The sequence below is a fragment of the Natrinema sp. 74 genome, assembly GCF_046097095.1.
In the GTDB taxonomy this organism is placed as follows: Archaea; Halobacteriota; Halobacteria; order Halobacteriales; family Natrialbaceae; genus Natrinema.
On sequence record NZ_CP175698.1, the window covers coordinates 2633653 to 2646066 of the forward strand.

General features: G+C 65.3%; 12 protein-coding genes. 6 read left to right on the forward strand and 6 right to left on the reverse strand.

Going from position 1 to position 12414, the window contains the following annotated elements:
- Window positions 1–46 precede the first annotated feature (46 nt).
- Window positions 47–1015, forward strand: a complete 969-nt coding sequence (locus ACJ70B_RS13125; RefSeq protein ID WP_408957443.1) for a D-2-hydroxyacid dehydrogenase — start codon at window positions 47–49, stop codon at window positions 1013–1015.
- 109 nt (window positions 1016–1124) lie between these two features.
- Here the strand turns inward: ACJ70B_RS13125 and ACJ70B_RS13130 are convergent, their stop codons facing one another.
- The 3 genes from ACJ70B_RS13130 to ACJ70B_RS13140 all read right to left on the reverse strand — a co-directional run bounded on the left by ACJ70B_RS13130 (window position 1125) and on the right by ACJ70B_RS13140 (window position 4411).
- Complete coding sequence (locus tag ACJ70B_RS13130; RefSeq protein WP_408957444.1) at window positions 1125–1787, reverse strand: DUF502 domain-containing protein; 663 nt, start codon at window positions 1785–1787, stop codon at window positions 1125–1127.
- A 112-nt stretch (window positions 1788–1899) separates the two neighbouring features.
- Window positions 1900–3186: a glutamate dehydrogenase GdhB gene (gene gdhB / locus ACJ70B_RS13135; RefSeq protein WP_408957445.1), complete on the reverse strand. Its 1287-nt coding sequence runs from the start codon at window positions 3184–3186 to the stop codon at window positions 1900–1902.
- 43 nt (window positions 3187–3229) lie between these two features.
- The gene (locus ACJ70B_RS13140; protein WP_408957446.1) at window positions 3230–4411 is read right to left on the reverse strand and encodes a M24 family metallopeptidase; all 1182 of its coding nucleotides are present in this window, start codon (window positions 4409–4411) and stop codon (window positions 3230–3232) included.
- Window positions 4412–4566: 155 nt separating this feature from the next.
- On the opposite strand from ACJ70B_RS13140, the gene ACJ70B_RS13145 reads away from it, so the two are divergent.
- Window positions 4567–5112 carry a CDP-2,3-bis-(O-geranylgeranyl)-sn-glycerol synthase gene (locus ACJ70B_RS13145; RefSeq protein WP_408957447.1) on the forward strand — a complete coding sequence of 182 codons (546 nt, stop codon included), beginning with the start codon at window positions 4567–4569 and terminating at the stop codon, window positions 5110–5112.
- A 30-nt stretch (window positions 5113–5142) separates the two neighbouring features.
- Here ACJ70B_RS13145 and ACJ70B_RS13150 read toward each other — a convergent pair whose 3' ends face one another.
- Window positions 5143–6102, reverse strand: coding sequence for an alpha/beta hydrolase (locus tag ACJ70B_RS13150; protein ID WP_408957448.1), 960 nt, complete (start codon window positions 6100–6102; stop codon window positions 5143–5145).
- A 160-nt stretch (window positions 6103–6262) separates the two neighbouring features.
- Here ACJ70B_RS13150 and pyrE point away from each other — a divergent pair, with 160 nt between their 5' ends.
- On the forward strand, window positions 6263–6787 hold the full coding sequence (gene pyrE / locus ACJ70B_RS13155) for an orotate phosphoribosyltransferase (RefSeq protein WP_408957449.1): 525 nt from the start codon (window positions 6263–6265) through the stop codon (window positions 6785–6787).
- A 36-nt stretch (window positions 6788–6823) separates the two neighbouring features.
- Here the strand turns inward: pyrE and ACJ70B_RS13160 are convergent, their stop codons facing one another.
- Complete coding sequence (locus ACJ70B_RS13160) at window positions 6824–7861, reverse strand: sodium:calcium antiporter (RefSeq protein WP_408957450.1); 1038 nt, start codon at window positions 7859–7861, stop codon at window positions 6824–6826.
- A 347-nt stretch (window positions 7862–8208) separates the two neighbouring features.
- Here ACJ70B_RS13160 and thrS point away from each other — a divergent pair, with 347 nt between their 5' ends.
- The 3 genes from thrS to glmS all read left to right on the forward strand — a co-directional run bounded on the left by thrS (window position 8209) and on the right by glmS (window position 11677).
- Window positions 8209–10149 carry a threonine--tRNA ligase gene (thrS, locus tag ACJ70B_RS13165; protein WP_408957451.1) on the forward strand — a complete coding sequence of 647 codons (1941 nt, stop codon included), beginning with the start codon at window positions 8209–8211 and terminating at the stop codon, window positions 10147–10149.
- A gap of 158 nt (window positions 10150–10307) precedes the next feature.
- Window positions 10308–11048 carry a phosphoribosyltransferase family protein gene (locus tag ACJ70B_RS13170; RefSeq protein ID WP_408957452.1) on the forward strand — a complete coding sequence of 247 codons (741 nt, stop codon included), beginning with the start codon at window positions 10308–10310 and terminating at the stop codon, window positions 11046–11048.
- Window positions 11049–11236: 188 nt separating this feature from the next.
- Window positions 11237–11677 carry a methylaspartate mutase subunit S gene (glmS, locus tag ACJ70B_RS13175; RefSeq protein ID WP_408957453.1) on the forward strand — a complete coding sequence of 147 codons (441 nt, stop codon included), beginning with the start codon at window positions 11237–11239 and terminating at the stop codon, window positions 11675–11677.
- 160 nt (window positions 11678–11837) lie between these two features.
- Here glmS and ACJ70B_RS13180 read toward each other — a convergent pair whose 3' ends face one another.
- Window positions 11838–12269 carry a universal stress protein gene (locus tag ACJ70B_RS13180; protein WP_408957454.1) on the reverse strand — a complete coding sequence of 144 codons (432 nt, stop codon included), beginning with the start codon at window positions 12267–12269 and terminating at the stop codon, window positions 11838–11840.
- Window positions 12270–12414: the final 145 nt, after the last annotated feature.

Consider the following 12414-nt stretch of genomic DNA (forward strand, 5'->3'; position numbering starts at 1 on the left):
GACGGTAGACCGCAAGCCGCGTCACCGCGACGCGACCTCACCCACTATGAGCACGAACCCGGACATCGTCGTTCTGCGAGAGGGAACGGAAGGGCTGTCGATGGCATCGTACGCCGAAGCGCTGCGCGAGCGGCTGCCAGAGCACACCGTCGCGCTCGCGCGGACCCCGAAGGAGGAACGCGAACTCGTCCCCCAGGCGCGGGTCGTGACGGGGATTTCGATCGACGAAGACCTGCTCGAGCGCGCCGACCGGCTCGAGCTGTTCGCGTGCACCTTCGCCGGTACCGACCACGTCCCGGTGGACGCGCTGGCCGATCGCGGCGTCGCCGTGACGAACGCCGGCGGAATTCACGCTCCCGGCATCGCTGAGCAGTCTATCGGCAACATGCTCGTCTTCGCGCGCCGGCTCCACGAGGGCTGGCGGCGAAAGGCGAACGACGAGTGGCGTCATTTCCAGTCGGACGAATTCACCGGCAGCACGGTCACGATCGTCGGTCTCGGCTCGATCGGTCAGGAGATCACCCAGCGCCTCGCGGGCTTTGAGGTCGAGACGATCGGCATCCGGTACACGCCCTCGAAGGGCGGGCCGACCGACGAGGTGCTCGGCTTCGAGGAGGACGACGTCCACGAGGCCTTCTCTCGGAGCGACTACGTTGTTCTCGCGTGTCCGCTCACCGGTCTGACTCGAGGACTGGTCGGCGAGGCCGAACTGGCGACCCTGCCGCCGAACGCGGTGATCGTTAACGCGGCTCGCGGCGGTCTTATCGACACCGACGCGCTGGTCGCCGCGCTCCAGTCTGAAGGAATTCGCGGTGCCGCACTCGACGTCACCGACCCCGAGCCGCTGCCGGCCGACCACCCGCTCTGGGACCTCGAAAACTGCCTCATCACACCCCACACGGGCGGTCACACGCCGAACCACTGGGACCGGCTATCCGACATCGTCGCGGAAAACGTCGCGGCCCTCGAGACCGGCGGTGAGATCGAAAACGCCGTCTCCCGCCCTGAGCGCTGACCGGCGACCGACGACCCGCACGCTCTACGAGCACGGCGATCGGGCCGCGAGCTCGACGCGACGTTCGCTACAGCGCGCTCGAGAGACGCTGTCGACGCCCGGGCGCTTTTCACTCGTCGTCGGCCGATCGCGTCTCGGACGTGTTGAACGGCACCGTCGTGCCCGGTCCCGTGTCGGTGTCGCCGAACCCGCCGCTCAGCACTCTCGCCAGCGCCTCTTCGATTGGTTCGTCGGTTTCGGTGACGCGCTCCGGATCGGCCTCGACGACGAACCCCGAGGTGACGTTCGGTGCTGTCGGAATGAACAGCACCTCCTTTCCGTCGGGTGTGAGATGGCCGGTCTTGAACGCGGTCATCTGCTTGTTATCCCAGCTCGTAACTTTGACCGGCTCCTGAAGCGCCTGCTCCTCGCCGAGTGTCGTCTCGGCGGCGACTTTCGACGCGTTATAGACGACGCGCAGTCCCGGGAGGCGGTTGGCGATGCCGTCGATACCGTCGGAAAAGAGGTCACCGATCGTCGTTCGGGTCAACGAGCCGACGGTGATCGTCACCACTGCGAAGAACGACAGCGAGACGGCCATATGGAGGACACGGGCGACGAGCACGCGGGTCGGCCCGTGGTCGATCACGCCGCGCAGCGCCGTTTCGTCGACCACGGACACCGGCGTGAGACCGGTGACGATCGCGTAGAGCCGGTAGATCACGTACAGCGTGACGAGGATCGGTCCGACGACGATCAGTCCGCTCGCGAACTCCCGTTTCCACGACGCCATATCCGGGGAGTGTAGCTACTGGGACATGAGCGCTTTCCTTCGCTCGGCCTCACGGGCCGGTCGCGGTCCCGTCGGACGCCCGGCCGTGACGCCCGCCGGCGAGGTGGACGTCCTACGGCCAGAGCCCCCGCGTCGCCTTCGCCTCGGCAATCCGGGAGAGCGCGACCACGTAGGCGGCGTCGCGCCACGTCAGCCCCCGATCGTCGACCTCGGCGCGGACGTCGTGCCAGGCCTCGAGCACGTGCTCTTCGAGTTCCTCGTTGACGCGCTCGAGGGACCACTGCCGGCGGTTGATGTCCTGGAGCCACTCGAAGTAGGAGACGGTGACCCCGCCCGCGTTCGCGAGGATGTCCGGAATCACCGGGATCTCGCGCTCCTCTAAGATCGCGTCGGCGGCGAACGTCGTTGGGCCGTTCGCGCCCTCGACGACGATGTCCGCTCGAATGTCGTCGGCGTTGTTAGCGGTGATGACGTTGCCGACGGCCGCCGGGAGCAGCACGTCGACGTCGAGTGTGAGGAGCTCCCCGTTGGACAGCGTCTCCGGGGCCGCCTGTTCGAGGACCGCCTCGGGCTCCTCGTCGTGGGTCGGGATCGCGTGCGTTTCGAGCCCGTCGGGATCATAGATCGCGCCGTTGATGTCCGAAACGGCGACGACGGTCGCGCCCCAGTCCTCGAGCAGGCGGGCCGCGTTCGCACCGACGCTGCCAAAGCCCTGCACGGCGACTGTGGTCTCGGCAAGCTCGCGATCGTGGTAGCGGACGGCCTCGCGGGCGGCGATGGCGGCCGAGCGGCCGGGGGCCTCTTCGCGGCCGTAGGAGCCGCCGATAACCGGCGGCTTGCCGGTGACGACGCCGGGGATCGTCTCGCCCTGTTGCATCGAGTAGGCGTCCATGAACCAGGCCATCGTCTGGGCGTCGGTCCCCATGTCGGGCGCGGGAACGTCCGTCGTCGGCCCGACGACGTCGCGCAACTCCTCGGCGAACCGACGGGTCAGTCGTTCGGTCTCCTCGCCGGTCAACGCCTTCGGATCGACGGCGATCCCGCCCTTGCCGCCGCCGAAGGGGAGGTCCATCACGGCGCACTTCCAGGTCATCCACATCGAGAGGCCGGTACACTCCTCGGCGCTGACCTCGGGGTGGTAGCGCAGCCCGCCTTTATACGGGCCGCGGACGTCGTCGTGCTGGGCGCGGTAGCCGGTGAAGACCTCGACGGAGCCGTCGTCGCGCTCGAGGGGCACCGATACCTGCTGGACCCGTGTCGGGTGTTTCAACCGCTCGATAACGCCGGGCTCGACGTCGACGTGGGTCGCCGCGCGCTCGAGTTGGCGGCGCGCGGTGACCAGCGCCGAATCCGGTTCGGCGTCCGGTTCGGTCTCCGTCGCAGACGATGTCATGCCCATGGATGGTAGAGAGATCGGCACATAGTCGTCGGTGCCGGCAACGTCAGGCAGTGAACAGCCGCCGCGGGAAGTCGGCCAGCGTCTCCGCGCCGCTCCCGGTAACGCGGAACGTCTCGCTGATCTCCATGCCGATCTCGTCGGTCCAGATGCCCGGAATCATATGGAACGTCATGTCCTCCTCGAGGACCGTCTCGTCGCCCGGCCGTAGGCTCGCGGTGTGTTCGCCCCAGTCCGGCGGGTAGCCAAGCCCCATCGAGTAGCCGATGCGATCCTCCTTCTCGAGGCCGTACTGCGCGATGGTCTCGCGCCAGGCCGTTTCGACTGCTTCACAGGTGACGCCGGGTTCGACCGTCTCGAGTGCGGCTTCGATCCCCTCGACGACGATGTCGGCGGTTTCCTCGAGCTCCGCGGGCGGATCGCCGACGAACGTCGTGCGAGCCAGCGGGGAGTGATACCGGTGACGACAGCCGGAGAGTTCGATGATGACCGGGTCGCCGTCCGCGAACGGCCGGTCGGTCCAAGTGAGGTGGGGCGTCCCGGTGTGATCGCCCGAGGGCATCAACGGGACGATCGAGGGGTAGTCGCCGCCGTACTCCTCGGTGCCCGTGATGAGGTGCTCGTAGATCGCGGCCGCGGCCTCGTACTCCGGCACACCCTCTTCGATCACGTCCAGCCCCGCTTGCATCGCGTTCTCGGAGATCTGGGCCGCCTCGCGCATGTACTCGAGCTCCCGGTCGGATTTCTTGATGCGGACCCAGCCGACCAGCAGCGTCGCGTCCTCGAACTCGGCGTCGGGGAGGTTTTGCTGCAGTCGCGTGTACGATTTGGCGGTGAAATAAGAGGCGTCCATCTCGAGGCCGATCCGGCCGTCCGCGACCTCGAGTTCCTCGAGTACGCCCGCGACGTAGTCCATCGGGTGGAGGTCGTGCGGCGAGTGGACGTGGTCGTCGCTGTACGCGCGGATGCTGTCCTCGCCGAGATGGGTCGTTGCCCGCGCGCCGTTGGCGTCCATCCCGCGGCCGATCCAGACGGGGTCGTCACGGTCGGGCGTGACCACGACGGCTTGATGGACGTAGAACGACCACCCGTCGTACCCCGTCAGGTAGTTCATGTTCGCCGGATCGGCGACGACGATGGCGTCGAGGTCGTCCGCTCGCAGTCGCTCTTTCGTCCGGTCGACTCGCCGATCGTACTCGGCCTCGTCGAAAATACGCTCTCGTGGCATGGTACCAGGGCCTCTAGTAGTTCGTCCATTAGGGACGATAAAGTATTTTCGTACATTACGAAAACAGATCGTGTGTACGAACCGGCGAGCAGGAGATGGTGTCTGCCGGCGACGAACCACCGGCGGTTAAGACACGCCGGTTCGTCCCGGCGGACATGGCAGTACTCGAGACTATCGCGATCGCGTTTTGGGCGATGTTGCCCGCCTACGTCCCCAACAACGCCGCGGTGTTGGCCGGCGGCGGTCGGCCTATCGACGGCGGGCGGACCTGGGGCGACAGGCGGGTGCTCGGCGACGGGAAAACGTGGCGCGGGACGGCGATGGGGATCGTCGCGGGCCTCGCACTTGCCGCCGTGCTCACCGTCATCGAGCCGAGTGTCAGCGACGCGCTCGGCTTCCCGCTCCCCGCATTCACGCCGTTCGCGGCGCTCGGCCTCGCCGCCGGCGCGATGCTCGGCGATATCCTCGCCTCGTTTCTCAAACGCCGAACCGGCCGCCAACGCGGCGCGATGTTCCCCGGCCTCGACCAGTTGGATTTCGTCGTCGTCTCCCTCCCGCTGGTCGCCCTGCTCGACTTCGACTGGTTCCGCGAGTGGTTCACGCTCGAGGTCCTCTTCGTCGTCGTCGTGCTCACGCCGATTCTCCACGTGACGACGAACGTGATCGCGTACAAACTGGGGCTGAAGAACGAGCCGTGGTAATGGGCTCGAGGCCGGACGGCTACAACTCTGTTACTCGAGCGTCGCGTCCATGTTCGCGACGGCGGCGTCGTGGGCCTCGTGGGCGGGATCCAGATCGATCGGGTCCGAGATCATGCTGAAGAAGCCGTGGATCATGTCGTCGTAGTTGTGGTACTCGACGGAAACGCCGGCGTCCGCGAGTCGGTCGGCGTAGTTCGCGCCGACGTCGCGCAGCGGGTCGAAGCCGGCGGTGATGATCGTCGCCGGCGGGAGGTCCGAGAGGTCGTTCGCAAACAGAGGGAAGGCATAGACGTTCCCCATATCGATCTCGGTCTCGAAGTAGTGGCCCCGGAACCACTCCATATCGCTTTCGGTGAGGAAGTACCCCTCCTTGTTCGCCTCGTAGGCCTCTGTCGCGGCCGCGTCGCCGACGCTGGGGTAGATCAGCAATTGGTGGGCGATCTCGGGGCCGCCCTGATCCCGGACGAGCAGCGATAGTCCCGCCGCGAGGCCACCGCCGGCGCTGTCGCCGCCCACGACGATCTTCTCCGGGTCGGCGTGCAGTTCGTCGGCTTGCTCGGCCGCCCACTCGAGGGCGGCATAACAGTCCTGCAAGCCCTCGGGGAAAGGGTGCTCCGGCGCGAGTCCGTAGTCGACGCTGACGACGGGATAGCCGGTGTCGTCGGCAAGTTTCCTGCAGACGCCGTCGTGGGTGTCGATGCTCCCGATTACCCACCCACCACCGTGGAAATACAGCAGGAGCGGCCGGTCGTCCCCCTCGGTGCCGGGATCGTAGCTCCGGACCGCGAGATCGCCGTGTGGGCCGTCGATCGTGTGGTCTTCGACGGACGCGAGTTCGATGTCGGGCTCGTCGGTGACTCGCAGCTCCTCAAAGTTCCGCCGTGCCTCTTCGGGTGTGATCTCGCTGAACTCCGGCGCGTCGAGGGACTCGTAGAGCTCGAGAAACGCCTGTACGTCCGGATGTGGCTCGTCTGCACTGGATGGTGTCATCGTCTGGCACAGACTCGGGCGTCGGCAAAAAGGTATCTGCAACGGCATTCCGTACGCGATCGGTTTATCCTGAACGGGGCGATTCGATCGCCCCCGTTTGCCGCGAAGTTCGGCGTCCCGTTTCACACCGCTTATTTCGGTCCGGCGCGCCCTCTCGAGCATGCCCAACCAGAAGCTCATCGACGCTCTGCGCGCGGCCGATGCCGTCCAGTTCGGCGAATTCGAACTCTCTCACGGCGGCACCAGCGAGTACTACGTCGACAAGTACCTCTTCGAAACCGATCCCGACTGCCTCGAGTCGATCGCCGCGGCCTTCGCCGACCGGCTCACGCCCGACGACAAACTCGCCGGCGTCGCGCTGGGCGGGGTTCCGCTCGCGGCCGCGACGAGCGTCGCGGCCGGCGTCCCCTACGTCATCGCGCGCAAACAGCGCAAGGACTACGGAACGGCTAACCTCGTCGAGGGCCGACTCGCCGAGGGCGAAGAGGTCGTCGTCCTCGAGGACATCGTGACGACGGGGACGAGCCTCGTCGAGGCCGTCGAGGCGCTCCGGGAAGCCGGCGCGACCGTCGAGCGCGCGCTCGTCGTCGTCGACCGCGAGGAGGGCGGCCGCGAGACCGTCGAGGACGCGGGCCTCGAGATGGAGGCACTGGTGACCGCAAGCGAGTTGCTCGAAAGTCAGTAGGCCGTCGGCGGTCGGACCGTCGGTCGCGGCGCGAATTCAGGCACCCTTAATGAGGTGAGTCACGCCGGCGGTTTCGGCGACGATCCACGCGACGAACAGCCCGTACGCAAAGAGCAACGCATAGGACTCGAAGGTCGTGACCGAAAGGTCGGTGCGCAGAAACGAGAACAGGAGCACGGTCGCAAGCGTCAACACGCCGAGCATCGGGACGGCGACGGCGAAATCCACGGAGACACTCCCGACGATGAGGACGCCGATCGGAATTGCGACCAGAAGATCGAACGTGTTCGAGCCGAGGACGTTTCCGATACTCGTGATTCCGTTACCGGTTTGGGCCGAACGCACGCTCACGAGTGTGTCCGGCAGGCTCGTCGCCGCCGCGATGATGGTGACGCCGGCAAGGAACGCGGGGATGCCGAACGTGTGACTGAGCGATTCGACGCTGCCAACCAGCCGTTCGACGGCCACGAGGATCACGACGAGGCCGACCGCGAGCTTTCCCCACTCGCGGCCGATATCGGTCCCGTCGGTGACGCCCCCGGCGTCGTGGTCACTGACGTCTTGCCACTGAATGAAGAGGTACAGACCGTAGAGGAGCAGCGGGAGCGCAGCCAGAGGACGTGTCAGGTTGCCCGCGAGTTCGGGGCCGTCGGGAACGGGGACGTAGATGACGGCCAGTGAGAGCGTGACGACCAGCGCGGCGACGGCGATCATATAGAACTGCGCTTCCTTGTAGACGATGGTGCGGTTCGTGTCCAGATCGCCGTCCGTAACCAGCCCGGACAGCGCCGGGATTACCAGGATGTTGAAAATCGCGGAGCCGACGATCGCACCGACGCCCATGTCGAACGTTCCTTCGATTGCCGTGAACACGACGCTCGAAAGCTCCGGGAAACTCGAGCCGACGGCGACGACGATCGACCCCTGCACGACCGCCGGCAGCCCGTAGTACGCCGAGAGGTGTTCCGCCGACTCCTCGAGCCAGCCGCTGCCGAACCAGATGAAGCCGGTCGCGATGACGATAATGAGGACGTTGACGACGGGGCTGTCTGGAAGGAAACCACCAGGGATCATTGCCCGTAAATGGCCGTTCATGACACATGAACGATTCTATATATAACAGGCTGCGTCGTTGGACGCTTCGAGAGGCGAGATGATAATCAGACCGCAACGCCGGGCGTCGACTCCAGTCGTCGTAGCCGCCTTCGACCGCCTGCTCGAGGGAAGCGAGGACGGCGTCGCTCACCATCACAATGCTTTTATCCCGCTCGAGACTACGCGTAGCCACGATGGTAGGTGTCCGTTTTACAGGGGCGGTTGCCCGCTTTTAACTCCCACCTACCGCGTATTGTGTCGGCCACGGTCGACCAGTGTGCGGGACGCGCGGACACGCCACCGGGATTTTCACCACATCCACAGCCATGTCAGAACCAAATTCCCAGGAACGGATAGCGGTCGTACTGCCCGACGGCTCGGAACTCGCAGTCGACGCGGACGCGACGGTCGAGGACTGCGCCTACGAGATCGGCCCCGGCCTCGGCAGCGACACGGTCGCCGGCAAACTCGACGGCGACCTCGTCGCCAAGGAACAGCCGGTCTACGACGGCGCTGAACTCGAGATCATCACCGACGGCTCCGAGGAGTCCCTCGAGGTCATGCGCCACTCGGCGGCCCACTGTCTGGCCCAGGCCGTCGAGCGACACTACGACGACGTCGACCTCGCGATCGGCCCGCCGACGGACGAGGGCTTTTACTACGACTTTGACAACCTCGATATCGACGAGGAGGACCTCGCGGAACTCGAGGCCGAGATGGAAGAGATCATCGACGCGGACTACGAGATCGAGCGCGAGGAGGTCTCGATTGAGGAGGCCGAGGAGCGCCTCGACGGCGAGCCCTACAAACTCGAACTACTCTCCGAGTTCGCCGAAGAAAACGACACGGTCACCTTCTACAGTCAGGGCGAGTGGGAGGACCTCTGTGCCGGCCCGCACGTCGACTCGACGGGCGAGATCGGCGCGGTGAAACTCCTCGAGATCGCCGGGGCCTACTGGCGCGGCAACGAGGAGAACACGATGCAGACGCGCGTCTACGGCACGGCGTTCGAAGACGAGAGCGATCTCGAGGACTTCTTAGAGCGCAAGCGCGAGGCCGAAAAGCGCGACCACCGCCGGATCGGCAACGAGATGGACCTCTTTTCGATTCAGGACGTGACGGGGCCGGGCCTGCCGCTGTATCACCCCGCCGGGAAGACGGTCCTCTCGGAACTCGAGGGGTTCGTCCGCGACCTCAACGAGGAGGCGGGCTACGACTACGTCGAGACGCCCCACGTGTTCAAGACGGACCTCTGGCACCGGTCGGGCCACTACGAGAACTACCAGGACGACATGTTCATCTTCGATGTCGGCGACGACGAGTTCGGCCTGAAGCCGATGAACTGTCCCGGCCACGCCGCCATCTTCCAGGACCACTCCTGGAGCTACCGCGACCTGCCGATCCGCTACGCCGAGAACGGCAAAGTGTATCGCAAAGAACAGCGCGGCGAACTCTCTGGCCTCTCGCGGGTCTGGGCCTTTACCATCGACGACGGCCACCTCTTCATCCGCCCTGACCAGATCAGACAGGAGGTCGAGGAGATCATGGACATGATCACCGACGTCCTCGAGACGTTCGACTTGGAGTACGAGATGGCCCTGGCGACGCGACCCGAGAAGTCGGTCGGCTCCGACGAAATTTGGGAGAAAGCCGAGTCGCAACTCGAGAACGTGCTCGAGGCCCACGGTCACGAGTACGAGGTAGAAGAGGGCGACGGCGCGTTCTATGGGCCGAAAATCGACTTCGCGTTCGAGGACGCCATCGGTCGCTCGTGGGACGGCCCCACCGTGCAACTGGACTTCAACATGCCCAAGCGGTTCGATCTGAACTACGTCGGCGAGGACAACGAGGAACACCGTCCCGTCATGATTCACCGCGCGCTGTACGGCAGCTACGAGCGGTTCTTCATGATGCTCATCGAGCACTACGAGGGCCGGTTCCCGCTCTGGCTCGCGCCCGAACAGGTCCGCGTGCTGCCGATCTCCGACGATAACCTCGGCTACGCCCACCGCGTCGCAAACGAGTTCGACGACTTCCGCGTCGAGGTCGACGACCGCGACAGCACCTTAGAGCGAAAGATCCGCGCGGCCCACGACGATCGGGTCCCCTACCAGATCATCGTCGGCGACAACGAGGAGGAGGACGGCAACATCTCGGTCCGCGACCGCTTCGAGGACCAGGAGTACGACGTCGAGATCGAGGAGTTCCGCAGCCATCTCGAGGCCGAGCGCGACGAGCAGCGGACGGAGCCGGACTTCCTACAGTAGCGTTTCTGACCCTCTCGTTTTCCGCTTCTAGCCGTCTAGATCCAGCGTCCGTTTTGCTCGAGGGTCGTTGGAACCGTCTCGACCTGTCTCACGTTCGTGCTAATTCTTCTGCTTGAGCCGATCGCAATACACATACTTGCGGGATCGTGCATATCTGTATGAACAGAGCCGAGAAAGCAGCCCTTCAGCTGCGGGCTGTCGATGTGTTGCGGATGTTAAAGGAGACGCGGACCTACGACGAACTCGCGGAGACGACGGGACTGCCGGCGGGGGATCTCAACCGGTACGTCAACGGACACGTCCTCCCGGGAACTGACCGCGCGCGCGAGGTCGTCGAGGATCTCGGCCGGGAGGCGCTGGCCGGAGAACTCGACGCGCGGATCAGCGTCGACGACGAGGGATACGTCGACAACAGCGCGACCGTCTTCGATCAGCCGTTTCTCGATCTGGCCGCACCGGTCGTGGCCAACGGCTTCGATTTCGACCGTCCTGATGTCGTCCTCACGGCCGCGACCGACGGGATCACGCTCGCGGCCGCGCTCGCGAGCTACTACGGCGTCCGGTGTGCGTATGCGAAAAAACGCAAAGAGACCGCCGTCGAGGAGTTCATTGAGGCGCGCCAGCGGCTTCAGTCCGGAATCGAACTCACATACTACCTTCCCGCGTCGGCCATCGAGCCGGGCGAGTCCGTCCTCGTCGTCGACGATCTCATTCGATCGGGCGAGACACAGGAACTGCTGTTAGACATCGTTCACACCGCCGAGGCCGACGTCGCCGGCGTCTTCGCTCTCATCGCGGCCGGAGCGGACGGTATCGACCGCGCTCGCGATCGAACCGACGCGCCGGTCGGCGCGCTCACGAGCGTCGGACCGGCGACGGACCGAGTGACGAGCGACTAACCGCGTCCCCTGCCTTCTGCCATCGGCGTAACGAACGCTCAGTGATCCGTATTGAGAACGCGAACCGTCGGTTTCGATCCGACGTTCGCCGACGCGTTTGCGATCGCCAGCGGAGAACCGTGCGAACGGTTACCACATTATTAATCATTAGGTTTATGGTGGGCCCGGCAGTTAGTGGTGGTACGCACATGACGGAGACAGTCATCCTCGGCGTGATCGGGTCGGACGCTCACGTCGTCGGGATCACCATCCTGGAACAGGCGCTCGAGGCAGCCGGATTCGACGTCGTCAACCTGGGAGTCCAGAGCTCCCAGGAGGAGTTCGTCGAGGCCGCGTCCGCCAACGACGCCGAGGCTGTACTCGTCTCGTCGCTCTACGGCCACGCCAAGCAAGACTGCGAGGGCTTTCACCGGCGGATCGCGGAGGCCGACCTCGACGTCACGACCTACATCGGCGGCAACCTCGCCGTCGGGCAGGACGACTTCGAGGAGACGCGGTCGTTCTTCCGCGAGCTGGGGTTCGACCGAGTCTTCGACTCCGAAACCGATCCCGAGGAGGCTATCCAGGCCCTGAAGGCCGATTTGGACATGCGCTCGACCGAACAGGAAAGCCAGACAGTTTCGGCATAACCGATTCGCTCTTTTCGGCGGTCTCGAACCGCGAAGCCAGACGGTTTCGGCATACTCGGGTCCCCCGACCGGTCCCCGCGGGCGATCGGTAGCCGCCGTTCCCGCTCGAGGAGCGATCTCGTCCGATCCGTCGGAGCCCGACTGCAGTAGTCCGGTCTCGTTAGCGGACGATCGTCACCGGCACCGGCGATCGGCGGGCGACCGTTTCGGCGACGCTACCGAGGAGGATCCTGCTCGCGCCCGTCCGGCCGTGGCTCCCGATGACGATGTGATCAACCTCCTGTTCGTCCGCGTAGTCGACGATCGACCGCGAGACGCCGCCGATGACGTGATCCGTTTCGATCTCGAGGTCGTATTCGGCGGCCTGTTCTCGTGCCTCTGCGAGGATCTCCTCGGCGCGGTCTTCGTGGTGGGCTTGCACCTCGTCGTAGTTGATCGCCGTTCCTTCGACGCCGCCGACGGCGTAGATATCGCTGGGATCGAGGACATACAGCGCGGTGATCGTCGCGTCCGGATACTCCGTACAGGCGAACTCGAGCGCCGACGTCGACTGTGTCGAATCGTCGACCGCCACGAGAACGTGCCGTGTCATACGCGGCGATACGTCGGCCTGCGGAATAAGTCCACTCCCGGACCAGACCGGCGGGAACGATGCTGTGTATCTCGGTCGCCGTTCGACGCTTCGAGACGGTCAGCGCTGGCGCTCGCTCTTCGGTGGTCGCAGAAAAATCGACGTT